Origin of the sequence: Enterobacter genomosp. S, assembly GCF_001631805.1 — a bacterium.
GTDB lineage: Bacteria > Pseudomonadota > Gammaproteobacteria > Enterobacterales > Enterobacteriaceae > Enterobacter > Enterobacter quasihormaechei.
In genome coordinates this window covers 111,681-136,848 of sequence record NZ_LVVA01000023.1, presented here as the reverse complement: position 1 = coordinate 136,848, position 25,168 = coordinate 111,681, and the positions used below count along the sequence as shown (strand labels likewise).

25 protein-coding genes are annotated in these 25,168 nt (G+C 54.3%); 11 read left to right on the top strand and 14 right to left on the bottom strand.

The window, feature by feature from the left end; all coding sequences use genetic code 11:
- Positions 1 to 16 precede the first annotated feature (16 nt).
- The 3 genes from A3466_RS20435 to A3466_RS20425 all read right to left on the bottom strand — a co-directional run bounded on the left by A3466_RS20435 (position 17) and on the right by A3466_RS20425 (position 2,410).
- A complete protein-coding gene (locus tag A3466_RS20435; protein WP_245167790.1) occupies positions 17 to 787 on the bottom strand; it encodes a GlxA family transcriptional regulator in 771 nt (256 codons plus the stop codon).
- Between the two features lie 353 nt (positions 788 to 1,140).
- A complete protein-coding gene (locus A3466_RS20430) occupies positions 1,141 to 1,620 on the bottom strand; it encodes a hypothetical protein (protein WP_063452118.1) in 480 nt (159 codons plus the stop codon).
- Between the two features lies 1 nt (position 1,621).
- Positions 1,622 to 2,410, bottom strand: a complete 789-nt coding sequence (locus tag A3466_RS20425; protein WP_063452117.1) for a winged helix-turn-helix domain-containing protein — start codon at positions 2,408 to 2,410, stop codon at positions 1,622 to 1,624.
- A gap of 833 nt (positions 2,411 to 3,243) precedes the next feature.
- Here A3466_RS20425 and A3466_RS20420 point away from each other — a divergent pair.
- Genes A3466_RS20420 through A3466_RS20395 form a run of 6 tightly spaced genes read left to right on the top strand, consistent with a single transcriptional unit; the run spans position 3,244 to position 9,277 of the window.
- Positions 3,244 to 3,846 carry a helix-turn-helix transcriptional regulator gene (locus A3466_RS20420; protein ID WP_063452217.1) on the top strand — a complete coding sequence of 201 codons (603 nt, stop codon included), beginning with the start codon at positions 3,244 to 3,246 and terminating at the stop codon, positions 3,844 to 3,846.
- 51 nt (positions 3,847 to 3,897) lie between these two features.
- Positions 3,898 to 4,482 carry a fimbrial protein gene (locus A3466_RS20415; RefSeq protein WP_063452116.1) on the top strand — a complete coding sequence of 195 codons (585 nt, stop codon included), beginning with the start codon at positions 3,898 to 3,900 and terminating at the stop codon, positions 4,480 to 4,482.
- A 52-nt stretch (positions 4,483 to 4,534) separates the two neighbouring features.
- Complete coding sequence (locus A3466_RS20410) at positions 4,535 to 5,212, top strand: fimbrial biogenesis chaperone (protein ID WP_063452115.1); 678 nt, start codon at positions 4,535 to 4,537, stop codon at positions 5,210 to 5,212.
- A gap of 23 nt (positions 5,213 to 5,235) precedes the next feature.
- Positions 5,236 to 7,761 (top strand): fimbria/pilus outer membrane usher protein, encoded by a 2,526-nt coding sequence (locus tag A3466_RS20405; protein WP_063452114.1) that lies wholly within the window; start codon positions 5,236 to 5,238, stop codon positions 7,759 to 7,761.
- Positions 7,752 to 8,270: a fimbrial protein gene (locus A3466_RS20400; protein WP_063452113.1), complete on the top strand. Its 519-nt coding sequence runs from the start codon at positions 7,752 to 7,754 to the stop codon at positions 8,268 to 8,270. Before A3466_RS20405 ends, A3466_RS20400 begins: the two co-directional genes overlap by 10 nt.
- Entirely contained in the window at positions 8,270 to 9,277 is a 1,008-nt protein-coding gene (locus tag A3466_RS20395) for a fimbrial protein (protein WP_063452112.1), read from the top strand. The genes A3466_RS20400 and A3466_RS20395 overlap by 1 nt, the downstream gene beginning before the upstream one ends.
- A 1-nt stretch (position 9,278) precedes the next feature.
- Here the strand turns inward: A3466_RS20395 and A3466_RS20390 are convergent, their stop codons facing one another.
- On the bottom strand, positions 9,279 to 9,803 hold the full coding sequence (locus A3466_RS20390; protein WP_063452111.1) for a lipocalin family protein: 525 nt from the start codon (positions 9,801 to 9,803) through the stop codon (positions 9,279 to 9,281).
- A 117-nt stretch (positions 9,804 to 9,920) separates the two neighbouring features.
- On the opposite strand from A3466_RS20390, the gene A3466_RS20385 reads away from it, so the two are divergent.
- From A3466_RS20385 to A3466_RS20365, 5 genes are all read left to right on the top strand, one after another.
- Positions 9,921 to 10,646: a MerR family transcriptional regulator gene (locus A3466_RS20385; protein ID WP_063452110.1), complete on the top strand. Its 726-nt coding sequence runs from the start codon at positions 9,921 to 9,923 to the stop codon at positions 10,644 to 10,646.
- Positions 10,647 to 10,745: 99 nt separating this feature from the next.
- Entirely contained in the window at positions 10,746 to 11,156 is a 411-nt protein-coding gene (gene uraH, locus A3466_RS20380; protein WP_063452109.1) for a hydroxyisourate hydrolase, read from the top strand.
- Positions 11,157 to 11,258: 102 nt separating this feature from the next.
- Entirely contained in the window at positions 11,259 to 12,218 is a 960-nt protein-coding gene (locus A3466_RS20375) for a YbgA family protein (RefSeq protein ID WP_063452108.1), read from the top strand.
- A 146-nt stretch (positions 12,219 to 12,364) separates the two neighbouring features.
- Positions 12,365 to 13,453 (top strand): AAA family ATPase, encoded by a 1,089-nt coding sequence (locus A3466_RS20370; RefSeq protein WP_046621824.1) that lies wholly within the window; start codon positions 12,365 to 12,367, stop codon positions 13,451 to 13,453.
- A 235-nt stretch (positions 13,454 to 13,688) separates the two neighbouring features.
- Entirely contained in the window at positions 13,689 to 14,441 is a 753-nt protein-coding gene (locus A3466_RS20365) for a DUF4225 domain-containing protein (RefSeq protein ID WP_165602769.1), read from the top strand.
- On the opposite strand, the gene A3466_RS20360 is transcribed toward A3466_RS20365, so the two are convergent.
- The 10 genes from A3466_RS20360 to A3466_RS20315 all read right to left on the bottom strand — a co-directional run bounded on the left by A3466_RS20360 (position 14,419) and on the right by A3466_RS20315 (position 25,162).
- Complete coding sequence (locus A3466_RS20360) at positions 14,419 to 14,748, bottom strand: hypothetical protein (RefSeq protein ID WP_063452107.1); 330 nt, start codon at positions 14,746 to 14,748, stop codon at positions 14,419 to 14,421. The genes A3466_RS20365 and A3466_RS20360 overlap by 23 nt on opposite strands.
- Positions 14,749 to 15,008: 260 nt before the next feature.
- Entirely contained in the window at positions 15,009 to 16,259 is a 1,251-nt protein-coding gene (locus A3466_RS20355) for an HlyD family secretion protein (protein WP_023298992.1), read from the bottom strand.
- Positions 16,260 to 16,265: 6 nt separating this feature from the next.
- Positions 16,266 to 17,015 carry a hypothetical protein gene (locus tag A3466_RS20350; RefSeq protein ID WP_063452106.1) on the bottom strand — a complete coding sequence of 250 codons (750 nt, stop codon included), beginning with the start codon at positions 17,013 to 17,015 and terminating at the stop codon, positions 16,266 to 16,268.
- On the bottom strand, positions 17,012 to 19,108 hold the full coding sequence (locus A3466_RS20345; RefSeq protein ID WP_063452105.1) for a peptidase domain-containing ABC transporter: 2,097 nt from the start codon (positions 19,106 to 19,108) through the stop codon (positions 17,012 to 17,014). Before A3466_RS20345 ends, A3466_RS20350 begins: the two co-directional genes overlap by 4 nt.
- 66 nt (positions 19,109 to 19,174) lie before the next feature.
- Positions 19,175 to 19,360: a hypothetical protein gene (locus tag A3466_RS20340; protein WP_063452104.1), complete on the bottom strand. Its 186-nt coding sequence runs from the start codon at positions 19,358 to 19,360 to the stop codon at positions 19,175 to 19,177.
- Between the two features lie 24 nt (positions 19,361 to 19,384).
- Positions 19,385 to 19,582, bottom strand: coding sequence for a hypothetical protein (locus tag A3466_RS20335; protein ID WP_063452103.1), 198 nt, complete (start codon positions 19,580 to 19,582; stop codon positions 19,385 to 19,387).
- Positions 19,583 to 19,655: 73 nt separating this feature from the next.
- Positions 19,656 to 20,339: a hypothetical protein gene (locus A3466_RS20330; protein ID WP_239005664.1), complete on the bottom strand. Its 684-nt coding sequence runs from the start codon at positions 20,337 to 20,339 to the stop codon at positions 19,656 to 19,658.
- On the bottom strand, positions 20,317 to 21,906 hold the full coding sequence (locus A3466_RS20325; RefSeq protein WP_063452101.1) for a hypothetical protein: 1,590 nt from the start codon (positions 21,904 to 21,906) through the stop codon (positions 20,317 to 20,319). The genes A3466_RS20330 and A3466_RS20325 overlap by 23 nt, the downstream gene beginning before the upstream one ends.
- Positions 21,884 to 24,478 (bottom strand): CS1-pili formation C-terminal domain-containing protein, encoded by a 2,595-nt coding sequence (locus tag A3466_RS20320; protein ID WP_063452100.1) that lies wholly within the window; start codon positions 24,476 to 24,478, stop codon positions 21,884 to 21,886. Before A3466_RS20320 ends, A3466_RS20325 begins: the two co-directional genes overlap by 23 nt.
- Before the next feature lie 6 nt (positions 24,479 to 24,484).
- On the bottom strand, positions 24,485 to 25,162 hold the full coding sequence (locus A3466_RS20315; protein WP_063452099.1) for a fimbria/pilus periplasmic chaperone: 678 nt from the start codon (positions 25,160 to 25,162) through the stop codon (positions 24,485 to 24,487).
- Between the last annotated feature and the right edge of the window lie 6 nt (positions 25,163 to 25,168).

Genomic DNA, 25,168 nt, shown 5'->3' with positions numbered 1-25,168 from the left:
GGCAACGCAATAAAAATCAGCTCTGCGACGTGCGCCACACGCCAGGCGTACAGCCATACTCCATCTGAAAATGACGAATAAAATGCGCGCAGTCGCTGAACCCCATCCGCTGCGCTATATCCGTCACGCTTTGCTGTGAGTTCTTCAGCAGCCAGCAAGCATAGCGCAGCCTGGCGCTGCGGATAAACTCGCGGGTCGTTTTACCAAACTCGGCGGTGAACAGTCGGTTAAGCTGGCGTTCACTCAGTGCCACTTCTCGCGCAAGCCCGGCGGTTGTGAGCGGCCGGGTCAGGAACTGTTCTATCAGCATAACGGCGCGACGCAGCCGGCAGTCGGGGATCAGCGCCAGATTCGCCGGGCGGGGGGTAGCAATTTCATGCGGAACGAGCGACAAACGCTGGCAGGTGGTGCTGGCGATATCATCCCCGGCATGGGCGCGGATAAGCTCAGTTGCCAGCATCAGGGTGGAAATGCCGCCCGGGCAGGTCAGCACATCGCCATCATCAATAAAGTCATACCCTTGCTCAGCATAAACCAGCGGGAAAGCCTGCCGAAACGCGTCCAGGTGGAAAGGATGTATAGAGGCTCTTCGTTCATTCAGCAACCCTTCCTGCGCGAGGACAAAACTGCCGGTGCCAATGCCGATAAGCGGAACGCCGACATGATGGGCATACGCCAGATATGCTTTATCTCCCCGATACCCTAAGTCCAGATACTGCAATTCGCCGCCGATAACCGCAAGGTAGTTAAAACTTTCCGGGGGGGCATGGGGAGAATCCGGTCTCATGATTATTCCCGCATTACTGATAATCGGGATATCAGGAAACTCACTTATCAGGCTGATTTTAAATGCTAATTTATCCTGCGCTTTCGCTGCATAACGCAGCGCTTCCAGCAATCCAGATACCGCAAGAAGTGAATAACGGGGCCATAATATCAACCCTATATGCACACACTTTTCCGGTACTGATTTCCCCCCATCGGGGGAGTCAAATACGCTTTTCATTTACTTGCCAAATTTAAAATTAATTACATTATCGCAACATGATATGTCGCACTTTTTATTTCTAAGGTAATCCTGATATTTTAAATAAAGCATAAATGAGACGGGAGGAAAATATACTGATTTTCTCGTTTATATCATTCTTTTTTTGTTCCCCGGCACACATATGTCGGTAATGTTCCTAACGTAAAGATATAGTTACCATTATGTTGTTCATTGATACGCATATAAATATTTTTTCCCGGATACACAAAAAATTGCGGCTCGTATTTTTCCAGCCAGCGGTCTTCAACGTTATCGTCCGGGAACGTCATGTTTTTTTCTGACGTCAGCAAATACAGGTCATCCTTTCGCTCCACCCGGAAGGAAATTTTTCTGTCGATGGTTTTACCCGGATCGCTCTTTGCCCGGCCATTCATGCTCAGGGTGCCGAATTTCCCGTCGAAGGTGTAATTCAGCCAGACCGTCAGCGTCTCATCCGGATGGTGCTGTACCAGATTAGCCTGGCATGAAAAAATCTGAACGTAAGATCGGTGCCACAGGTAATAGCCCATCAGCACGCCTGCCGTGACGAGGCCCGTCGCGATGATATACAGCATCTGCCGAAAACGAGTCATGCTAGCTATCCTTCAGGAAATAATCAGATATACAGCGGTTCGGTTCTTTCATAGGCCGATCGCAGCGAATAACCGACGCACGGGGCAGCAGAGCGTACCAGCTGATATAAACCCAGGGGTATTGCGCGCATTCAGCCTTAAATTGCTCCACATAGGTCAGCGCGGAGGCCCGCTCAGCGTGGGTCTGAATGTCGTTCGCAAGATAAACGCGACAGGCGCCGATGGATGCCGCGAAGCGGTAGTCCTCAACAAAACGATTTTCCCTGGCGTTCAGATACTCCGTCACGCCTGCCACCGCCAGCACGAGCATTAACCCTATGACCACAGCCATCCAGCGCGTGTGTGTTTTAGCAACCAGGGGTGCTGGCGCGGGAGTTATTGACGCCTCCTCGAACGCCGGTGCCTCCACGCACTGTTCATCTGCTGGTTGAGCCGCGGCAGGCGAAGGCTCTCTGACGGTTATTTGCGTATCGCTTGCCAGCGTCAACCCAATGCGGGGAATGGTAACGATAGGGTCAGTTTCAAAACCAATCTTTTTGAGCCCTTTACGCAGGATTGAGATGTTCTGGTAATAGGTATTGGAGGAGACAAGCATGCCACGGCTTTGCCAGACAATATCCAGGAACTCTTGCTGAGTGACAATCGACCCTGCTCTGTCGATTAATAGCAACAGGCATCGGCCTGCTGGCGAATTTAACACAACCACGCGGTCAGGATTGTTGATATCACGTAACGTGCTGGCCGCAGGATGAAATTCGACGATATTATTTATTATGTAATGCTTATGCATAGGGGCAGTATGAATTCTCCGGTTAACATATGTTGAACCTGAGTCACCGCATGTATGTGATGACAGTCGCGTCGGGATCAATGTGACTGATTAACGGCATGCTGTATATCTCAGCAATTGGCGAAAAATCCTATTTTATATTACTTATCTTAAGCTTCACTGAACCTGCATAAGTACTTAACCCTTGCAGAATACGGCTTACAAGGCCGCCGCATCAGCATCCTCTCCCGTTATGATCTTTTATGAAGTGATTTTCGCTCACGAGAATTATCTGACTAGCGGCAGCATCACAATATTCAGAACCTCTCCTTTTGGCGCACTGCTCGCCTCTTGACATTGACGAATCCCTACATAAAAAAAGATTGTACGCCACGGACATCCATGTCCGAAATATTCAGTACCCTGAAGGCTTAACTTTTCTTAACATGAGTAATTTCAATCACTTTGCACGTTTTCGTATACTATCCAACCACCTTTTCATCAGTTTTTATCGATGATAACACTCGTAAATTGTTATCCCCCGTCAGCAACTTCACACCCACACTGACACCAGAAGACAAACTCCTTACAAAACATTTATCAAAGCTAAATTTTCATGAAAAATTGCGGTTATCATAATTTACAGAAAGCGAAGCGCAATAAGACCAATCAGAGGGGAACTCGTAACCGGTCTCGATCTTAGTAATTAATACAATTTTAGATTAATTCAGATTACCTCTTTATTGGCCGGCGTATAGTAGGCCTACACTATGCAATACGTCATTGCTTCGAGAATACTGGCGATAACGCTGTATATAATTCGCCTCATTACTATTATAAATCGAGGGGATAACATGACGCACACAACCCGAATAACACAGCATATTACGGTTGCACTGATGGGCGGCGATCATTATGCAAGAAATGGCATTAAAACGTTATTAAGCAGCATTCGAGATGACCTTCAGATCAATATCGTAGAAGGAGGTTATCACGAGCTGGATAAGGTGCTGTCGTCGATTCGTATCGACATCTTATTTATATCAGGCGCAGAGAAATATCATACAGGGTATGACTCCCTGAAATATTTAAAAAAAATTAAGGCCGCACATCCCGAGGTGATTATCTGCCTGTACTCCACCTCTGCCCATTGTCTGTTATGGGTCCGGGAAGATATTGATGCCTATATCTCGCTACAGAACACGGTTTATCAGTGGCGGATGAAGCTAGCAAAAATGGTTGATAGCCATTATCGGCCCCAAAAGCAGCCAGCGGCGTTATCGCTGACGCCAGGAGAAAGGAGGGTATTAAAGGAACTCAGGAACGGACTGGATATACGTTACATCGCAGAACTGGAGAAACTTTCTTATCGCCGCGTGAGCGCCTTAAAAAGCTCAGCAATAAGAAAACTCGGGCTCAGGAATAAGACAGATTTGCTGGTCTTTTTAACCAGTTAGACCTGCCGCTTTCAGAGCAAATCTCGTAATAAAAAACCAAGGAACTATGAAATGAAAGCACGTCTCACTTGCAATTCTCTGCTGGCATTAAGCATTACCGCCCTGCTGCCAGCGGGCTCAGCACTGGCCGCCACCACCAGCGGCGGCACGGTCAACTTCAGCGGTAAAGTGGTGACCTCCGCCTGCGCCATCAGCGCTGGCAGCGCCAATATTGACGTTGACATGGGTGAAGTGCGTACCGCAACGCTTGCTGCCGCAGGCAGTGAAGCCAGTACCGCAAAAACCTTCGCCATTACGCTGGAGGACTGCGAAATCGCCGATACCTCCGCTTCCACGGAACAGAACCCCATTGCCGCAACGACCGTGGCTATCACCTTCACCGGTACGCCGGACAGCACCGATGTGAATAGCCTGGCCGCGGGCGTAAACGGCGGTGCCGGCTCGGCGCAGCATGTCGCTATCCGTCTTTATGACGAACAGGGCAACGTCGTAAGGCTGGGTGAACCGGCAGCAGCGATCCCTCTGCGTAAAGGGGAAAACACCCTCAACTTCAGCGCGAAATATTACTCACCGCAGGGCAACGCCACGGCGGGTGATGCCAGCGCGGTCGCTACCTACACCGTGACCTATTCGTGATCTTCAGGCCCGGCCTGTTGGTCGGGTCTGACTTAGCTTCAGGAGATGCACAATGCGCGTAAACACATGGATTTGTCTGGCTGGCACGTTATGTTCATCCGCCGTGTATGCAGGCGGCGTGGGGTTGGGCGCAACGCGGCTGGTCTACGCAGGCGCGACGACGCAGACGATGATGCAGGTAAGAAATACCCATCCTGATGCCACTTTCCTGATCCAGTCCTGGATGGAAGACGAGAAAGGGAGCCGTACACACGACTTCGTCATTACGCCGCCGCTGTACGTTATGAAGCCCGCCAGCGAAAGCGCGGTGAAAATCATGTTCAGCGGCAACGCCCTGCCAGACGATCGCGAAACGCTGTACTGGATGACAGTGAAAGCCATCCCCCAGCAGGTTAAAAACGGTTCCGGCAATTCACTGCAATTTGCCTCAGCCAACCGCATCAAGGTCTTTTATCGTCCTGAGTCGATCCGGGAAGGCGCAGGAGAGGCATGGAAAAACCTTGCTGGCGCATACCGCGCGGGGAAAGTCACGCTGACCAACCCAACGCCGTATTTCCTCACCACCATTAACCTGAAAATTGATGGCAGGCCGGTGTCGCCCGTCATGGTGCCGCCGAAAGCCAGCGTGACGCTGGCAGACACCTTCAGCCAGGCGAACAGCCTGAGCTACCAGACTATCAACGATTATGGGGCCTGGACGCCCGTCACCCGCACGTCGTTGTCCCAATAATAAAAACGGTAAGGCGTGACCACATGAAAATAAAAATCCTGTGCGCCACGGCGATCGCCCTGGTGATTCGGCAAGCCGTGGCTGCCGAAAGCGAGCTGCACTTTAATCCTGCGTTTCTTAACGGCGAACAGGCAAACAGCGCCGACCTCGCCTGGGTCAACGCCGGGAGCGCGTTGCCGCCGGGCGAGTACAACCTTAACGTGTACATCAACACCCAGTTCGCGTTCACAGGTAACGTCACGTTTCGCGCCGCTGAAAATATCTCCGGTGAAGCCCTGCCGTGCCTGACGCCTGCGCAATTCGCCGCGCTTGGCATCGATAGCCGTCAGGCAAAAGGAGGTGAGCTTTCGCCTGCGCAGCGCTGCATTTTTTTAACCCAGTCGTTCGCCGATACCCGGTTTGATTTTGACCAGAGGACGCTTACCCTCAACTTCACCGTACCGCAAAGCGCGATGCGCACTCTGCCGCGCGGGTACGTCAGCCCGGCTAGCTGGGAATCCGGCATCACTGCCGCGTGGCTGAACTATGTGGTCAATGGGGCGAATAATGCGTATCGGGGCGAGACGCGCACGCGGGAACAACAGCTGTTCGTGAGCCTCAACAGCGGCGCCAACCTGGGCGCATGGCGGCTGCGTGACTTCACCACGTGGACTAAAGGGAGTCACGAGCTTACCCACGTGCAGACCTGGCTACAGCGGGATATTCGCGCCCTGCGTGCTCAGGCTTATGCCGGTGAAACGTTCACGTCATCTCAGGTGTTTGACGCCGTTGGCCTGCGTGGCATCGCCCTGAAGACCGATGACAACATGTTGCCCGCCAGCCTGAGCGGTTACGCGCCAGAAGTGCGTGGCATCGCGCGCAGCAACGCCACGGTGACGGTTCGCCAGAACGGTAACATCATCTATCAAACCTCCGTTCCGCCGGGCGCGTTTGTGCTGAAAGATCTCTATCCGACCTCTTCAGGGGGCGATCTTGCGGTCACCATTCAGGAGAGCGACGGCAGCCAGACGCAATACACCCTGCCCTTTGCCAGCGTGCCGAATTTGGTGCGTAACGGCCAGATGAAATATGCCCTGGGGGCGGGGAAATACCGTCCGACGGGCAATCAGCAGTCACCCTCCTTCGCGCAGGGCGAGCTGTTCCTGGGCTGGCGATATGGCCTCACGTTTTATGGCGGGGCGCAGTTTTCCGATCGCTACAACGGCCTGGCCTTCGGCATCGGGCAGAATCTCGGCCGCTTTGGCGCGTACTCCCTCGACCTTACCCATGCCCGGAGCCAGCTGGCCGATAATCAGCGCTACACCGGTGACTCAGTGCGCCTGCGGTACAGCAAGCTGCTGAACGATACCGGTACGCGGGTTAATTTCTTCTCGCTGCGTTATTCAACGGAAGGGTTTTATACCCTCAGCGATACCACTTACAAAGGCATGACGGGCGGAGCGCCAGAACAGACCGTGAAAGACGATGGCACCGTCACCACCCGCTACGACACGGTTTACAACCTGCATATGTCGCGTAAGGCAAAAAATCAGCTGCTGCTGTCACAGCCGATGGGCGAATACGGGGCGCTGTCGCTGTCATGGGATCAACAAACCTACTGGAATACGTCAAAAACCACGCAGAGCTTGCAGTTCGCGTGGAACGCAACGTTTCGTAACCTGTCGCTTGGCATCAGCGCCCAGCGTAGCTCAAGCCTGTACGATAACAAGAAAGACAACATCCTGGCGTTATCCCTGTCGGTACCGCTGGGTAACCCGGCGCTGTCGACCCGCCTTCGTTTTACCACCACCCATGCGGATCCCGCCGGCACCACCGCCAGTACGGGCATAAGCGGCTATCTGCCGGGACAGGAAGATCTTTTCTATAGCGTCAATCAGCGCTACAGCGCGCAGCAGCACTACGGCGGCGATGCCGCGCTGCAATACGAGGGCGCGTGGGGAGACTACAACCTGGGCTACAGCTATTCCGGCGACGCCCGCAATCTCAGCTACGGAATGAGCGGCGCTGCGGTGCTGCATGAGGATGGCCTGACGCTGAGCCAACCGCTCGGCAACACCAATATTCTGGTGAAAGCCCCGGGCGCCAGCAACGTCGCTGTGCTCAACCAAAAGGGCATCAAAACCGACAGCCGGGGCTATGCGGTGATCCCGTACGCCACGCCGTATCGCGTCAATCAGGTTGCGCTGGATGTCACCACCGTGGGCAATGACGTGGAGCTTGAGAACGCCATCGCCAATAAAATACCCACCGACGGGGCGTTGGTTCGCGCCACCCTCACCACGCGTCAGGGGGCAAAAGCGATGTTTATCGTGCGTCACGCCAGGGACGTGCTCCCCTTCGGCACGCTGGTCTCGTCAGAGGATGACAACGCCAGCGGTATCGTCGGCGATGGCGGCAGCGTGTATCTGACCGGCCTGTCCGCGCAGGGAACATTACGTGCCGTATGGGGGCGCAACAGCACCCAGCGCTGCACGATCCACTATGCGTTGAACCCGCAGAATTTTCACGCCCGCACCGGGCTTTATTCCCAGGAGGTCCTATGTCAGTAACCCTCCGGTTCCTCCCGTTGATCCTGCTGCTGTTCATCACCGTCCCCGTGCGCGGCTATGACGTGCTGGTTTCCGTGACCGGCAGTGTGATCGGCAATACCTGCATTGTCGCGGAAGATTCAAAAGAGCAAGACGTGCCGCTCGGAACCGTCGGCATGAAGCAATTTAGCGAGGCGGGTGCGGTCAGCCCTGTTAAAACGCCCTTCACGCTCACCCTGGAAGCGTGCGGTCCCACCTTTGCTGGCGTGAAAATCCGCTTCAGCGGCACGCCGGATGACGAAAACCCGCAGCTTCTGAAAATTGCTGACGGCGGCGCGACCGGCGTAGCGGTGCAGATTCTGGATAAAGACGGCGAGCTCATCCCGCTGGACACGCAGACCACAGCCTACGGTGCGGCGGGGGATGACAGCGTAAAAATGACCTTCTATGCGCGACTGGCCGCCACGGGTGCGCCGGTCAATGCCGGAGACGTTTCGGCAGTGGCGACCTGGACGACGGAGTATCAATAATGCGTTTACTTTTTTTAACCCTGTTATTCATGACGTCTCAGGCGTTTGCCCTCTCCTGGACATCGGATATCACACTTTCACCCACGCCCATGTCCTGGTCAGGCCCGGCAGATTCCATCGTGCCCGGAAAGACAATCGGCTCTGAATGGAGTGCAAGCGCGAGCGTATCGGAAGTGTTCTGGTGCGGCCTGGTATTTACCTGCTCCAAAGGTACGCTGGAGCCGAGCAGCAGCGTAACGGCCACCGGCATCACGGTGATCCTCGATGGTGCCAGTTACATGGTATTTGAAACGGGCGTGCCCGGCATCGGCTTCATTCTTGGGCTTAAAGATTATAACGGGACGACCTATGTCCCGATGCAGACGGGCATTACGCAGAGCTATCCGGCCGAGGGGACAAGCGGGTATGCCACCGCACTGGGCTGGTCGGCAAAAGTGACGTTTATCAAGACCGGCGTTCCGCTGAAATCCGGCGTATACCAGACCCCAACCATTAACGCGGCGATCCTGACGGCCTATAACAACGAAGTAAAAACCGCACAGGTGATCATCAACCCGACCACCATCACGGTGACGGCAAGCGGTTGCACGGTGGGAACGAAAAGCGCCAGCGTCGAACTGGGCACCATTGACGTTCACACGCTGCCCACCGTAGGCAGCACCTCGCCGACGGGCGAGTTTAACGTCAGCCTGACCTGCGATGAGAACGTGGCGGTTAACGCCGTGATGACCGATCAGACCACGCCGTCAAATACCTCGTCGGTCGTGACGCTGACCGGGGACTCCACGGCCTCCGGCATTGGCGTACAGTTCTTCTATAACGGTACCGGGCCGCTGATGATGGGGCCGGACAGCTCGGCCGCAGGCACGACGGGACAGTTTTTCATCCAGACCACCAGCGCAGCACAAACGCTGTCGCTGCCGTTCCAGGCGCAGTACATCCGAACCGGAGAGCTGGTCCCCGGCTCGGCTAACGCCCTGGCGAGCATTACGTTTTCGTATCAGTAGGTCAGTGCTTAACCCACACCAGCTGATCGACCCGGAAGCCCAGACCGCGCGCGGTGTTCAGGTAGTCCTGTTTTACCGCATCCGGGATGGTCGGCGTGCGCGATAAAATCCACAGGTAGTCGCGGTTCGGACCGCTGACCAGCGCATACTGGTACTTATCGTCCAGCTTGATCACGTTATAGCCGCCGTAGAACGGGCCGAAGAACGACACCTTCAGCGCGGCCGTGGTGGGTTCGCCGGTAAAGTACGCCTTACCTTCGCTCTCATTCCACTTGTTCTTCACCGGATCATAGCCGCGGTTAAGCACGCTGATCCCGCCGTCGCTGCGCGTGCCGTAGGTCGCGGTAACCTGTTCCAGACCGCGCTCGAAGCGGTTTTCCAGTCGGGCGACTTCATACCATTTGCCGAGATAGCGGCTGGCATCAAAGCCGGTTATGGGCTGCACGCCTTTCGGCGGCGTGGGAGATTTACAGGCAACCAGCGTCAGCGCAATGGCGACACCGGTGACAACAGGCCATAGCCTCATGAGAGCTCCTTTCATTTACGCGGTTGGATGTTAAGTGTAGTGCACCAATGCGGCGCTTCATCCCGTCGGGAAATATTCGTAGTATATTGAGATTATTCCTCCTCTTCGGATGCAGACATGGCTTACTCCATCGGCGAATTCGCCAGACTCAGCGGCATTACCGCCACCACGCTCCGGGCATGGCAGCGACGCTATGGCTTGCTCAAGCCCGAGCGTACGGACGGTGGCCACCGCCTGTACAGCGATGAGGACGTTCAGCAGGCGCTGAAAATCCTCGACTGGGTAAAAAAAGGCGTTCCCATCGGCCAGGTAAAATCCCTGCTGGAACGCCCTGCTCCGCGCCGCGCCAATAACTGGCAAACCCTGCAACAGGCCATGCTGCAAAAATTGCAGGAGGGAAGAATCGAATCCCTGCGTCAGATGGTTTACGACGCCGGGCGCGAATACCCGCGGCCAGAGCTGGTGGCTAACGTGCTGCGTCCGCTACGCGGGCAGATGTCGGCCAACGTAGCCGCCGCCATGACCCTGCGTGAGATCCTCGACGGCATCCTCATCGCCTACACCTCGTTTTGCCTTGAAGGCGATAAAAAAGCGCCGGGCGATAACATTCTCATCAGCGGCTGGTATCTGAACGACCCGTGTGAGATCTGGCTTGAAGCCTTAACGCGCACCGGCCAGGGCCACCGCATCGACATACTGCCGGTTCCCCCTGCCGCGCTGGCCCCGGAAATTTTCCCGGACCGCAAATGGCTTTTGGTCACCAGCGGCAAGCTTAACGCCGCACGGAAAAAGCAGGTTGCGCAGTGGCAGCAGCAGGTTTCCCTTGAGGTCATTATCCTCTGATTATTTTCTGCTGTGGCAATCTTCACGAAAAGTTGAATATTTTTTCGCGCAGCGAGTGCTAACGTTTTCCTGTCAACGACAACTTAACAGGAAAACACGATGAAAAAGACACTCCCTCTGATGATGCTGGCTTCTATGGCTTTCGCTCCTGCCGCGTTCAGCGCCCCGGCAGGCACCCTGAGCGTGCACGTTCTGGACCAGCAAACCGGTATGCCGCCTGCGGATGTAACCGTCACGCTGGAGAAGCAGGAGCAGAACAAGTGGACCCAGATTGCCAGCGGTAAAACCGACCACGACGGGCGCATCAAATCGCTCTATCCGCAGGATGAGGACATGGTGCCAGGCGTGTATAAAGTGACCTTCAAAACCGCAGATTACTTCCACGGTAAAAAGCTGGAATCCTTCTTCCCGGAAGTGCCGGTGCTGTTCACCGTCACCCGCACCAACGAAAAACTGCACATCCCGCTTCTGCTTAGCCAGTACGGTTACTCGACCTACAAGGGCAGCTGATTGCCTTTGATTTTAAAGCAGATTAAAAAATAATCTCGCCAATACTTGGACAAACTTGCATTGTTGTGTAACTTTTAGATATGAGATCGGGAGGTGCACACCATGACAACGAAACCTGTGCTGGGTATTAGCGGATGTTTGACCGGTTCCGCCGTTCGCTTTGACGGCGGGCATAAGCGTATGGGCTTTGTGATGGATGAACTGGCTCAGTGGGTCACTTTCCGTCCGGTATGCCCGGAAATGGCGATTGGCCTGCCAACGCCTCGTCCGGCGCTGCGTCTGGTGATGACCACCCGCGGCGAGACAGAAATGCGTTTTAGCAAAGCGCCGCATGATGACGTCACGCAGAAGATGGCCGCATTCACAGCGGATTATCTGCCGAAAATCGGCGATCTGTCGGGCTTTATCGTCTGTGCAAAATCCCCAAGCTGCGGCATGGAGCGCGTGCGGCTGTATGATGAAAACGGCAACCGGGGCCGCAAGGAGGGTGTCGGGCTGTTCACCGCCGCCCTCCTTGACACTTTCCCCTGGCTGCCCGTCGAAGAAGATGGTCGCCTGCACGATCCGGTGCTGCGGGAAAACTTTGTAGAGCGCGTTTTCGCCCTGCATGAACTGAACATATTGCGTAAAAATGGCGTGACGCGCCGCGCCCTGCTCGACTTCCACAGCCGCTATAAGCTACAGCTTCTGGCGCACCATCAGGCGGGCTACCGTGAAATTGGCCCGTTCGTGGCATCACTGCATGAGTGGGACGATCTGGACGCGTTTTTCGTGGCGTATCGCGACAAGCTGATGACGATCCTGAAAAAACCCGCTTCGCGGAAGAACCACACCAACGTGCTGATGCACATTCAGGGCTATTTCCGTAACCAGCTGAACAGCCGCCAGCGCGGAGAACTGCGTGATGTGATCCTGCATTACCGTGACGGCCTGCTGCCGATCCTCGCGCCGCTGACGCTGCTGAAGCATTACCTGGCTGAATACCCCGACCGGTATCTGATGACGCAAAACTACTTTGATCCCTATCCTGATGATTTGGGTCTGCGTCTGGCCGTTACCTGATGAGAAAGAAGCGAAGGCCCCATTGACCCACAGAGGCCCAAAGCTGTACCCCGTTTAGACGACACCCTCACTGTCGTCTTTTTTTTGCGCTCAGCGCAAAATACTGTAATTCTGTACAGGTTAAGATTGCACAGCGGAGTATCCCGATGATCAAAAACCTGCATATTCAGAACTACCGCTCGATTCGCGATATGTCGCTTGAGCTGGAGCAGCTCAACATCGTGTTCGGCCCCAACGGCACCGGAAAATCCAATATTTATAAAGCGATTTACCTGATGCACAGCGCGGCGCAGGGGCAATTTTCCCAGGCGCTGGCGAACGAGGGCGGCATTTTGAAGGTGTTCTGGGCGGGAAAAACCCGGAGCGATCAGCTGCGACGCATGAACCTGGCGGTAGAAACGGAAACGTATGAATATGAGCTCCAGGTCGGGTTCGTGGAAAAGCTGCCCTACCCGTCACAGTTTCAGCTCGACCCGGTGATCAAAGAGGAGTCCATCTGGCTGAGCGGGCAGCACCGTCGTCCGTCGTCACAGCTGATGAAGCGTAAGAATCAGGCGGTCTTCCTGAACAACGTGCATCACGAAAAAGTGACCCACAGCGGTACGCTGTATGAGAACGAGTCGGTGTTCGGGCAGCTCGGCGAGCCGCACCTCTACCCCGAAGTGTCGCAGATGCGCGAGTCCCTGCGTAACTGGCGCTTTTATCATGAATTTTCCGTTTCGTCCGGCTCGGCTATACGTGCGCCGCAGGTGGGCTTCCGCTCTCCGGTACTGGCCAGCGACGGCGCGAACCTTGCCGCCGCGTTTCAGACCATTGTCGAAATCGGCGACGAGCTGCTGCTGATGCGCATTCTCGACCAGGCCTTTCCCGGCTGCGTGTTTTACAGCGACAACACCGGCGGACGCTTTCGCATGATGATGCAGCGCGAAGGCCTGAGCCGACCGCTGGAACCGGCTGAATTTTCCGACGGTACGCTGCGTTTTCTGTGCCTGGCAGTGGCATTGCTCAGCCCGCGCCCACCAGCATTTATCGCCCTCAACGAACCGGAAAACAGCCTGCACCCGCAGATGCTGCCCGCCCTGGCGAGCCTGATTGCCGAGGCCAGCCGCTACTCGCAGATCTGGCTCACCAGCCACTCGCCGGAGCTGGCGCAGTTGATTGAGAAGCACCGATCGTTTTCGCTGTATCAGCTGTCGATGGTGGAGGGGGAGACGAGGATGGAACGACTGGGGTAAGTCTATGTTTCTTGCACTCGTTTTATCCAGTCACCACTCTCAAGGTCGCCATCAACGACGATGATTTCCGTCGGTATATATCTTCGGCGAATTCTTTGCTCGCGATAGATTATCCAATTTATTGTTGCCTGTTTCTTCTGGCAGGATAATCTTTAAACGTTGGTTATCAGATGAGAAAATTAAAATGGATATTGCACTTTTCCCTGGTCAGAACACCCGTGCATGAGCTGAAACAATGATAAATCTTGAAGCCCGGAAGCTTATCAATACTGCGAATATTGTCGGAGGGCAACATCTTAGCGACGGACTCGCACGGATTAAATTTATGGATGATATACGGCAGTTTGTGATGCAACAATTTAGCGCTACCCGGGCGGCCAGAAGTGAAGAGGAGTGCATGGAATGCCTGAAAAACATCCGGGCTGAGAACGAAAGTCTTCTTGATCAAAGCCGAATGCTTCGCTCCCGTACAGCTCAGATTTTTGCTCAGATTGAACTGGTTAAAGAAAATAACAAAGTCGTCGGTTACGTTATCTCGTCGATTAAGGTTGTGCTTTCAGGGTTACAGATTGTGGCAGGTGTTGGTGCAATGATGACAATGAACCCAGTGGGTGCGCTTGCAGGAGCGATTCTGGTTATGGATGGTGCAAATGCCATTTCAAAAGAAATTAACAGAACGCTTCAGCATCAACCAAACTCCGAAGGTATGCTGGCAGATGGCGTCATGGATATTGCTCAGTTTATGGGATTTAAACGCGAATCCGCACTGGGAGTATTCAATAGCGTAAGCCTGGCAGCAAGCGTCTATACGGTATTTGGCGCCATCCGAAAACCCGAATCATGGCGTCTGTTTCGCTATCTCCCACTGGATTTTTACCGCAAGGTCGACGGAATGAATCGCGCAGCACTCACTATGAAAATTGTCGGCTGGGGTGTCTCTGCAAAAGTCTCTTTTGATTTAATTTCTAATGCGTCTGGTCAGAACTAAGGTAATTCCTTCTGTAGCGCCAGGCTTTGTAAGTAATGATCGGAGGTTGAAAAAACCAGACAATAATCAATACGATGAAAAGAGAAATGCCTCCGGAAACAATATTGTAATGTTCAGCGAAACAAAGAAGTGCCAGGAAAATCAGAGCCACAGCCGCAGTGATAAACAGAACCATGATAAATCGCTTACCTAACTCAAGCACGACCTCGAGCAAGGATGAACCATAACGGCTAATGTTTCGGTTCAGATACGCTAACTCTTTTACGGTGAAACCTGATTCAAGTAACTGCGTTTCAATATTGTTCATGCCACTACCTTTTCTTCTGGAAAGTAACGTGGAATATCTTAACCGGAAGAGATGCGTCTTGTAACCCATCAGGTACGGACGCATTAAACATCAAAAACAGGGTCACGCTAAAAAGACACTGCTGGCATTGCTTATAAGCTGGGTGGCATTGCGAATTTGCGTCATGTTCATGGGCTATTCTCCGGTTGGTATGAGAAGGAGAATAGCCACAGAACGCCGTTAAATATGTGGGCTAAAGGGCGAAGATCGATGAAATCGGGTCAATCGATAAACCGCTTGCGTACCCTTTCCAGCGGGGCGATCAGCAGATTGATAAGCGGCTTACGATCGATAACGATATCGGCGTTCACCGTCATCCCGCCCATCAGCATGCGCTTTTTCTTGTCCGGGTCGGTAAACCAGGAGGGGACGCGTACCTTGGCCAGATAATAGTTCTGCCCTTCCTGTAGCGGGATCAGCGCCGAATGGGCATCAATATTGACCTCATAGAAATCGGACAGCGTTGCCTCCACAGAACCGTATTTGTCCACGGGCCAGGAGTCGAACCGCAGCTTAACTTTATCGCCTTTCGCCACGCGACCCACCCCCGTTGCCGGCACATACAGATACCCCTCCATCGTCGCCGCGGTATTTTTACGGATCACCACCACCACCTCGCTGTTTTGCGTAATGGCCCGGCCAGGCGGGAAGTTAATCGCCACCACGTAGCCATCCGAAGGGGCGAGCATGGCCATGGTGGAACTTCCCCGGCTGGACAGGTTGCGATCGATTTCGCTGATGCGGTTTTTCACGTACAGCTGCTCTTCGCTCAGCGAGTCAATTTGCGACTGGGTGCTGTCGGTCAGGCTGGTTTTGCGCGCCTCAAGCTCAAGAATTGTGCTCTCCTCCAGCGTCAGGTTGAGCTGGGCGTTGAGCACATCGTTATGGCTTTTATCGAGATCCACTTTGGAGACATAGCCCTTCCCGGAGACGGATTTCCACGCCTCGTAGGTGTCGGTGCTGTTTTTAAGCAGGGCGCGCAGCTTCTTTACCTTATCGCGGGAAACGGCTATCTGCTTGTCGGTAAGAGCCAGCTGCTGCGCCAGGTTTTTGCGGTACGACGCAATAGAATCCTCAATGGCCTGAATGCGCTGCTCGCTGCGCTTTTTCTCCGCTTCCATCTGCTGGCGGTCAAACTGCACCACCGACCCCTGCTTGCCGCCATAGTCCTGCGACACGGTGAACAGCGGATCGTTTTCCTTCACGTACTGGCCGGGCCGGACGGCAAAATCAACAAGGGTTCCGGACTCTCTGGCGCGCACTTCCACATCGCCCTGCGCCGGGATCAGCACCCCGCGTGCCAGCGTGGTTTCCGAAAAGTTGAAAGCAATCGCAAAGACCAGCAGGCAGAGAAAAAAGGCGATGAACAGCGTCAGCACGGTTTTCAGCCGCGGCGCGTTGATTTGATAGCTTTTTGAGAAGTGGTGCGGGATTAGCGCCCGACGCTGTCGGCTTCGGTTTTTTAATTTCACGATATGTCATCCATGATAAATCACTGAAAGATCGTCCCATCCACTCCAGAGCGTGGGGGTTTTGCGCAGCGCGTTCAGCGTGTCGGCGGCGGCCAGACGGTAATCCTCTGGCGCATACGCCTGGCTCTCCAGCCCAAACTCTGCCGCGTGCAGCGAACAGACCGGCAGCAGCGTTCGGACGCTGTAGCCATAGCGCGATAAAAACCGCGTGGAGACGTCCGTTAACCACGCCTTGCGATCGCCTGCCTGAATTGGGAACAGCGGCGCATCCGGCAGGCGTTCATCCATCAGCAGCACCGTCACCAGGCGCTGAGGGGCGAAAAATGAACCGGCGCGCCGTCCGTCGTGCGCGGCCATCAGCTTGTGCAGCGCAGGGTGACGGGTAATAAACTGAAAGCGCACATCATCTGGCGCGGTGGCGAGCAACGCATCCATAATCAGGCCAAAGCCCGCCCAGCGCATGCCCAGAAGCAGGGTGCGAGGCGAACTGTAAAACCCCTGCTCCTGCGTCCACTGCGCCACGTACGCATGCAGATCGAAGCGAACGTTGCGCGCCCACAGCGCGGGCGGGAAGATCTGCTCCACGAAGTTAAACCCGCTCAGCTCATGGGCGTTCTGATGCAGAAAATCAGCCGGCACATCGGCCTCCGGGCAGGGCATAAACTGGCTGTAGTTTTGCGCAATCCGGTTTGCCATTAAGGTGCGTCCGGCCTGGCGCGCGCAGAGTCGGGCATAGAGACGCGGCAGAAACATCATGGCGCACTCTCCCGCAGGGTTCCGTTTTCCATGGTATAGAGACGACCATGGCAGCCCACCACATCCGGCGAGTGGGTGACAAACACCAGCCCAATCCCCAGGCTACGCAGGTTCGCCAGCACCTTCTGGGCGGTGGTCTTATCCAGGTTCGCCGTCACTTCGTCGCAGAGCAGTAGCTTAGGCTGGCTGTACAGGGCGCGCGCCAGGACCAGACGCTGCATCTCCCCGGCCGAGAAAAAGGTGTTCCCCGGCAGCATCTCCGTTTCGTAACCGTGCGGCAGACGGGCGACTACGTGGTCCACTTCCGCCAGCCGACACGCGGCGATGACCTGCTCTTTATCCGGCGCGCTGTCAAAGCAGGCGATATTGTCCAGTATCGAGCCGGTGAAGAGAATATCGTCCGCATGAACGATGCGGATGTGCTGGCGCAGCGAGGAGAGATCGCACTCCTCAATGGGGATCTTATTGATCCGCAGCGTGCCTGACGATGCCAGCAGCATGCCGGAGATCAGACGCAGCAGCGTGGTTTTCCCTGACCCGCTCTGGCCAACGATCACCGCCTCTTCGCCCTGCTTCAGGGTCATGTTGATATGCTGTAGCGTGGCCTCCCGGCCTGGATAAGCAAATGAGACATCCTCAAATTGCAGACAGACCGGCGAGGTGACAATCCGCTTCCCAAACTGGCTGGTTTCAGAGGGGGCATACAGCAAATCGCCCACGCGATCCAACGGCCCCTTGAGGGCATTTTTGTCGAGCAGCTTCTGCGCCACCTGCACCATGGCATCGGAAAAATAGCGCTTGTAGCTGATGTAGGCGTACAGCATCCCGATGCTCATCTGCCCTTCCAGAATCAGCCACGCGCCAAAGCAGACCACCAGCAGCTGCTCGGCATTGATAACCAGCAGCGAAGCCACGTCAAAACGGGCCAGCAGCCGCTCTTTACGCATCAGCCCGGCGATGTGTTCACGCTGGGATTTGTCCATCACCGCGTCCCGGGCCTGCTCCATATTGTTCGCCTTGAGCGTAATGATCCCTTTCTGCGTCTCTACCAGCAGAGATTCATACTGAGCGGTGCGCTCGATGGAGTCATCCACGGCGCGTTGATAGGGGCCGATCAGCGAAAAGCGGATCAGGAAGAACACACCCATCAGCAGCATCGTCAGCACCGCAATTTTGACGTTATACAGCAGCATAAACAGCAGGCTGGTCACGGCGATCAGGCTGGAAAAAAGAATTTGTACATAGCCATTGCTGATGAACTCTGCGCAGGCATGGAGCGATTTTTCAATGGCCAGCACGATGCCCGGTGGGCGCGAGCGGAACCAGCTGGTCTGGGTACGCAGCATGTAGTGCCGCACGGACTGGCTTAGATCGTCATAGGCAATGTTGCGCATCAGGATCTCAAGCAGCTGCTTGAGGAATTTACCGATGACTTCAAAGATAAAGACGATAGCGAAAATCGCGGTAAGCAGGATCACCAGATCGCTGTCGCTGCGGGAAATGGCCTCATCCATTATCAGCTGCACGTAGGTGGGGCTCGCCAGCATGGTGATAAGGGTAAAAATACAGAGCACAAACAGCAGCAGCTGGCGCTGGAACAGGCTCGGAGATTTATTGGCTAACCGGCCAAGCGTGAGCTTTTCATCCGGGGATTTCTTTTCGAAGCTCGGCGTGGGCTTAAGCTCAAGCACATAGCCGGAAAACAGTTTTTCCGCCTCTTTCAGGCGGTAACGACGCACGCCGCTGGCGGGATCGTGGACGGTCACGCTGCGGCTGTCGATCTTCACGATGACCACGAAATGGTTACCGCGCCAGAAGGCGATGAGCGGCAGCTCAGACGTTTCTATTTCAGTGATTTCGCCTTTAAGCACCCGGCCAGACATATTTTTATCGCTGGCAAGGGTCAACAATTCCGCCATTGAGGTTCCCGAATCGGCGGAAACGGAAATCTCCCGGCGCAGCTGGCTGACGGAAACATGGTGTTCGTAGTGCCCCAACACCATCGCCAGGCAGGCCAGGCCACATTCGGTAAATTCATGCTGGCGAATAACAGGGGTCTTACCCTGTTTTTTATACTGAAAGAGCGAAAACATAGTGATCCGTGGCTGAAATAAAAAAATGGCCCGGCAATGCGGGCCATGAGTACAAAGGTCAACAACTTACGCGCTGAAGAAGCCGCCGATCAGACCGCCAACCAGGCCAAACGCACCGCCGATGGCACCGCCAATAACGCCTAACATCTGGCTACCCGCGTTATAGCCCGCGCTTGCACCCTGAATAGCAGAGGCAATAGGATCCCAACCACCAACGATGGCCTGTGCTTTTTTGATGTCGATAACTTGCATGGTTTATTCCTTTGAAAAAATAAATTAGTTAAAGCTGCCGAAAATCGCGCCCACGAAGCCCATAGCACCACCCAGCACACCACCAACGATGCCACCGATGGAACCTAATCCAACGCTTGCACCCGTGTTCCAGCCCAGCTGTGCGCCTTTAATCAGGCCATCGATTGGGTTCAATGCACCACCGATAATTTCTTTCGCTTCTACGAATGAAATCGCTTTCATTTTTAGTCTCCTGTAGTAGTAAATCTTCAGCTTGTGCCGAAGGTTAATTTCCTTTTATGAAGGAAAGCGCTTGTTACGAACAGCTAGAAAGTGGAATGATCTTATTCCCATAAATAATCATTCGTCTTGCAGGCTGTGCGTAATCATCTATTTCCAGCCGTTGTCCCGGCGGAAGATATTTTGAGTCATTATATTGGGTACTGCACCCCTGTGAGGATACGTATTTAAAATATGTATTCCCGGTATTACTCACCACCCCGTTATTAAACGTATAACTAAATTGCCGATTCCAGGGGCGGACTATTAGTATAGCTTCAAGCGAAACCACTACATCCGACTGAATGCGTTGGCCTTTGCTCACTACAGCCCTTGCCTGAAGCGGCGTCTCGGTGAATTTGACGCGATAGTAGCGTTCTTTATTATCGTGCGGTCCGGTATAAAAAAACTTAAAGCCTGCCCGCTCACCGCTCTCCAGCGTTAATTGTTTAGGCGAATACATGACTTCGCCATCTTTTATTTCAGTCTCTTTCCCACGCTCTTTTGGTACATCGACCTGAATGAGTGAAACTGTATAATTCTGACGTTCGCTTGTATCATTTTTTATGGGCTGAAAAACGACTTCTTTTTCTGGCAAAAAATCTATATTCAGACTTTCGATAATTAAAGCATTTGCGCCTGTAGAAATGAAGCAATTTATTACAAAAATAGCCAGGAATTTTCCAGTCATAACATGTTTAATTCCAGGAAGCGCTGACATCAATTCGTCCCTGAGCAGTAACTTCACCAAACCAGCTATTACCATCATAGGTGGTTTCCGAGACCGGGTTATTCATCACAAACTGCAATACCAGCGGCGTTTTCCAAAGCCACATGTCCGTCACTCCAGAGCTTATCTTCTCCCACTCTTCCGCATGGGTGGCAGGCGCCGGGATGGAGAGCACCTCGCCTTTACAGTTATGGGCCTTCAGCGTCTGACTCTTACCCAGCAATACGTTGCCGGGAATGGGCACGGTGAAGCCGTTTCCGCTAAAGGCACAATAGTCTGTGCCGTTCAGACTCTGGGTAGGCCCGGTAACTTTCACCGTCACTGCCACTGCGGCATCCTTTTGCGCGCCGCTGTAGGTAATGGTGTAGGGAATTTCAATTGGCGCTTCGCCAATTACCCCTTTTCCGGAGCCGCCAAGGCCGTTCGAATCCACGGTGTAGTCTGGGTTATCCGGCACGATAGCAAGGCCTGGCTGGATAGGATTAATTACCAGGCCGCTGCCAGGCTGGAAACAGAAGTCCGCCGCCAGCGTGCTGTTAGCAGGTGAAAGGCACATACTGACGATATTACCGATATTACTACCATCCCCCGCCTGCGCTACGCTCAGAATTAACCCTTTAGGAATGAAGATCTTAAGATATGCTTTACCGCCATTTTTTTGCGGCGCGCTGATAAAGGTATTTGCCAGCACGCGGGTGTCGCTCAAAATACCGCCGGAGATGCTGTACCAGGTTTTCTCATCGAAGGTAATTTCCGCGGCAAGGCCCGTTCCGCCATTCATGTGCGACTGAAGCACACTGTTAATGCGCGATGCGGTAAGTGCCAGACCAGGGCTGTAACCGGTAACGTCTTCTCCGATGAAGGTATACTCCAGCAGGTTGCACAGTACGCCCGATACCGTATTACGCGTATATTTGGTACAGGTATCCCCGGTTGAACCATCCACAATCGTGACCTCGCCGGTGATCGGATCAATCCCCAGATCCAGCGCTCTGGAGTTGGTCATGGTCAGCGTGCCCACTTTATGCAGCGTATTGGTCTTGCTGGACGTGGAATTTTGCGGCTTAGAGGTAATGGTCACCTCGTTGCCTGGAGCCGCATTGAGCAAGTAGTCAAAGAACGGATCGCCCAGGACCCAGCGGCCATAGGCGGTAGCAGGTTCCATGATCGGTGGCTTCACCACCATCGACGTATCGGTATAGCTGGTCGTCGGAGTGTAGCCCACTGTACCGCAGCTAGATGAACACGAGGTACCCTTGAAGAATGGCGAGGCGCTGGAGCCCGTTACGCTAAAATTGATGGTTAGCGCGCTGCCCGGAGGTCCGCTAAAGCCGTTGTCCGGAATATAGGTGGCAATCCCGTTATTCACCTTGTTACTCAGGCTTGGCCATTCCCGCGACCCATGTAAAAAAGAGGCCGAGCTGGCGTTGAGGCTAAACAACGCCGCACTGTTACCCGTCCCGTTACTGTCCGGGTTATTGATGGCGAAATAAGGCAGCTGATCCGCCTGCGCTGCGGCGCTTATCAATAACAGATTAAGAGCGAATATCTTTTTCATCGTCACGTTCCTGCGTTCCTTTTGCTTCCTGCCAGACGTAATCGCCTTTTCCGCAGGAGATGTCCCCGAGCCACAGCGCACCGCGATTAGACTCAATGTCCAGGCGCACTTCGCAGACGCTGTCGTCCGGCGTGGCGATGCTCAGGACAGGGTTGTTCTTATCAACGTCGATCACGAAGCGTCCGTCGTTTTCCGTCCGGGTCAGCCCGACGTGGTTTTTGATCTGCGTGGCGCCAATCGGATTGCCGTTTGCATCCACAAGACGGCCAAACAGGGTGACGATTTTCTTCACCTGCGGCTTCATCACCACGGTGTTGCCCGGATAAACGGTGATATGGCGACGCGCATTTGCGCCAATCTCGTAGCTTTCCGTACCGGTTTCACTGTTCATCACCTCCAGGTCATAAGCCTGGTATGCCGGCAGCGACAGCCATGTTTTATCCCCTTTGATGCGTTCCGTCCGGCCGTTAAGCTTCAGGGTCAGTGCTTCATCAGGTTTGAGACCGGTGCTGACAATTACCCCTGCGCTTTCGGTACCTTTCCCGGCAGCGATGGCCTCTTTGGACCAGCCCACGCTCCCGTCGCTGGTCAGCGTGGAGTTCCAGCCTTTGCTCATGCCGCTCTGAACGCTAAGGATATTGCTGTTCCACGGCGTATCGAAGTTCACGCTGCCGCCGCCGCTTACGCTGCGATCCTGGCGGCTGTTGAAGGCTTTCGACACGTTGGCGGTGGCCGATTTCAGGTAATCGCCCTCAAACTGGCGGCTGGCGCTGACGTTCAATGCCGTGCCGGTATCGCGGTTGTGGGAAACGCCAACCGACACGGTATTGCCGAGCGGTATGGCGAAATCGAGCATCACGTAACGATCTTTCTCTTCGTAATACCCGTCGTATTTGTTGCGCGACATCCCCACGCGCAGGCGCGCCGTGCCGTAGCGGCCAGCGTACAATCCCTGCGAGTAGTCCAGCTGATAGCGTTTATAGCGATAAAGGTCGTCCTCCTGGCGCATCAGGCTCAGGTTGCCCGCCGAGGGCAGGCCGAACGACGGCAGGCTAAACGAGGCGCCCCAGGTGTTGCCCTTGCTCTCATAGATGTCCAGGAACTTGCCGCTGGAGAGCTGTTCATGGGAGTACCATACCGAACCAATCTGCCACGGCAGGCTAAGATTCATGCCATAGTTGGCGCGGTACGTTCCGTCGGAGGCCGCCATGGTCTGGGTATTCACCGAGAAATAGCCCGTCAGGTTCAGGGAGGCCCACAGCTCGCTGACGATGTGTTCCCGCATCATGTAGGTGGAAGCATTCCAGTCGACCATCCCGCTGCGCTTGCTGAACGAGGCCCCCACCAGCGACATGGTGTCTTTATGTTTGGTGTCGTAATCGTAGTAGTACGTGTCATCCTGCTCGTTTTTGCGCTTCGCGTATTTTTTATAATTGACGACGGACTTATCGCGGCTATACATCCCGCCCCACATCTGCCAGCGCAGCGTTTCCGACACGTTGCTGGAGAACGGCTTATTGACGGTGTACATGCTGCGCGACACGGTGCGGCTTCCGCTTACCACTTCGACTTCGATGCTGTAGATCCCGTAAGGCAGGCCGCTGGTGTCAATTTCATGGTTACCGACGTCAAAGCGCTGAATGCCGATAAGCTGCCCGTCACGACGAATACGGGCCTCGCCCGCCGTCGGGAAATAGACCACCACCGGCGTCAGGGAGAGCGTGTTATCGCGCTTGCGCGAGTTGGCCTGGTTGCCCATGGAAACGCCGTAAACTTCACCGCCGGAAATGCCACTGACGCTCGCCAGAGACTGCATTGCCCAGCCGTTCAGCATGCCTGCGGCGTAGCGCATACCCTTATAGTCGCGCTCCCACATGACCGCGTTCATCTGGGTGTCGCTGCTGCTCTCGTTGACGTAGCCAGAGCCGTCGATCAGCACATGATCAACGCCCATTGAGATCCAGTTTCTCGCGTTCAGATAACCCGACGACCAGCTGTCGCCGTAGCCGCTCTCGGTGTGATACGCCCCGAGGTTGTAGGAAAAGGTGCCGCTCAGGTCGTCAGACTCCGGCGCATCAATGTCCACCTCACGCGGGCGAATATTCACCCCGTAATCGCTCTGCGACAGATTCAGCAACAGGCGCATTTTTTTCTGATCCAGCTCGAACGCGGACCCCGCACTGACCGGAATGCGCATCTTATCGTCGAACTGCTTGTCGTTAATGCTCTTCAATAACGTTCGCATCTCTTTTGACAGACGAATGCCGTTATCAGACTCCTGGACCTGAACATCCCTCAGCCCCAGCTTCATATCCTTCGCAAAGAGCGTCACGTCACCCAGACGAACATATTCGCTCGCCGTGCCTTCGTGGTTCCCTTGTTGTGCTGAATGTGGCTGCGTATTGACCAGATAGACGGGAATTTTGATCCCCTGCTCCAGCAGTGCATAAAGCGAGTCGGGAAAACGGTAATTAGCGATAACCACGGAGCTTGAGGCTGCATGCGCAAGCGCGGGCAGCGTGCCGGATGCGCAAGCCATCATCACCGGCAACACTAATTTATTTTTCACCATGCATCCTTACTTAACAGGTATGAACTGTTTCAGGTCCCATATTCCAAGATGAAAATGGTTATCCGTAACGTTGATATCCTCGATAGCGCGCGAGGTATCCGGCATCAGGTAGAAGTTTTTGGTACACGGCGTAGTCGGTGATTCCGGATTCGGCTTCAGGCAGGTCCCGGTCGCATTGACGCGAAACGAGGTGTTACCTTTATTGGTTATTTTTCCCGCCACATAGACGAAGTCGATCTTCTTATCACGAGGCTGAACCACAAGAATGGTGCTCACCACCGCGCGCGTCATCCCGGTGCCGTTTTTTGGCGAACCGCTGTCTACCTCTTCGCTCACCCCTTCATCCGTGAAGGTAATGCGGTAGTAACGCTCTTTGTTATCGGCATTACCGTGATAGTAAAATTTGACAATATTGCTGGTGCCGGCGGGCATCACCATGCGCGTGGGCGTCAGCAACAGCTCGTCCACTTTCTCCGGATTAATGACGATCCCTTCATCCATCGGGCTGCTGATCCGCTGTGCGCGAACAGAAACAATACGCACGCTGTCTGCTTCGTTTTTTATTTCCTTGGCGGTTGAATCAGCGTCCGCTGGAATAATGGTGGTGACTTTTCCCACATTAATGGCCAGCGCGGAGGAAGAAATAAATAATAAAAATAAGAAGGCGGATTTGAGGTTAAACATGCTATT

Bases quoted from the DNA above. Each gene is read 5' to 3' on its own strand.
- A3466_RS20330 (WP_239005664.1), bottom strand. From the start codon at position 20,339: ATGTCAGCGCTTCCTGGAATTAAACATGTTATGACTGGAAAATTCCTG.
- A3466_RS20435 (WP_245167790.1), bottom strand. From the start codon at position 787: ATGAGACCGGATTCTCCCCATGCCCCCCCGGAAAGTTTTAACTACCTT.
- A3466_RS20415 (WP_063452116.1), top strand. From the start codon at position 3,898: ATGAAAGCACGTCTCACTTGCAATTCTCTGCTGGCATTAAGCATTACC.
- A3466_RS20335 (WP_063452103.1), bottom strand. From the start codon at position 19,582: ATGAAAGCGATTTCATTCGTAGAAGCGAAAGAAATTATCGGTGGTGCA.
- A3466_RS20375 (WP_063452108.1), top strand. From the start codon at position 11,259: ATGACAACGAAACCTGTGCTGGGTATTAGCGGATGTTTGACCGGTTCC.
- A3466_RS20365 (WP_165602769.1), top strand. From the start codon at position 13,689: ATGATAAATCTTGAAGCCCGGAAGCTTATCAATACTGCGAATATTGTC.
- uraH (WP_063452109.1), top strand. From the start codon at position 10,746: ATGAAAAAGACACTCCCTCTGATGATGCTGGCTTCTATGGCTTTCGCT.
- A3466_RS20345 (WP_063452105.1), bottom strand. From the start codon at position 19,108: ATGTTTTCGCTCTTTCAGTATAAAAAACAGGGTAAGACCCCTGTTATT.
- A3466_RS20325 (WP_063452101.1), bottom strand. From the start codon at position 21,906: ATGAAAAAGATATTCGCTCTTAATCTGTTATTGATAAGCGCCGCAGCG.
- A3466_RS20385 (WP_063452110.1), top strand. From the start codon at position 9,921: ATGGCTTACTCCATCGGCGAATTCGCCAGACTCAGCGGCATTACCGCC.
- A3466_RS20350 (WP_063452106.1), bottom strand. From the start codon at position 17,015: ATGATGTTTCTGCCGCGTCTCTATGCCCGACTCTGCGCGCGCCAGGCC.
- A3466_RS20395 (WP_063452112.1), top strand. From the start codon at position 8,270: ATGCGTTTACTTTTTTTAACCCTGTTATTCATGACGTCTCAGGCGTTT.
- A3466_RS20360 (WP_063452107.1), bottom strand. From the start codon at position 14,748: ATGAACAATATTGAAACGCAGTTACTTGAATCAGGTTTCACCGTAAAA.
- A3466_RS20420 (WP_063452217.1), top strand. From the start codon at position 3,244: ATGACGCACACAACCCGAATAACACAGCATATTACGGTTGCACTGATG.
- A3466_RS20405 (WP_063452114.1), top strand. From the start codon at position 5,236: ATGAAAATAAAAATCCTGTGCGCCACGGCGATCGCCCTGGTGATTCGG.
- A3466_RS20370 (WP_046621824.1), top strand. From the start codon at position 12,365: ATGATCAAAAACCTGCATATTCAGAACTACCGCTCGATTCGCGATATG.
- A3466_RS20400 (WP_063452113.1), top strand. From the start codon at position 7,752: ATGTCAGTAACCCTCCGGTTCCTCCCGTTGATCCTGCTGCTGTTCATC.
- A3466_RS20425 (WP_063452117.1), bottom strand. From the start codon at position 2,410: ATGCATAAGCATTACATAATAAATAATATCGTCGAATTTCATCCTGCG.
- A3466_RS20315 (WP_063452099.1), bottom strand. From the start codon at position 25,162: ATGTTTAACCTCAAATCCGCCTTCTTATTTTTATTATTTATTTCTTCC.
- A3466_RS20390 (WP_063452111.1), bottom strand. From the start codon at position 9,803: ATGAGGCTATGGCCTGTTGTCACCGGTGTCGCCATTGCGCTGACGCTG.
- A3466_RS20320 (WP_063452100.1), bottom strand. From the start codon at position 24,478: ATGGTGAAAAATAAATTAGTGTTGCCGGTGATGATGGCTTGCGCATCC.
- A3466_RS20340 (WP_063452104.1), bottom strand. From the start codon at position 19,360: ATGCAAGTTATCGACATCAAAAAAGCACAGGCCATCGTTGGTGGTTGG.
- A3466_RS20430 (WP_063452118.1), bottom strand. From the start codon at position 1,620: ATGACTCGTTTTCGGCAGATGCTGTATATCATCGCGACGGGCCTCGTC.
- A3466_RS20410 (WP_063452115.1), top strand. From the start codon at position 4,535: ATGCGCGTAAACACATGGATTTGTCTGGCTGGCACGTTATGTTCATCC.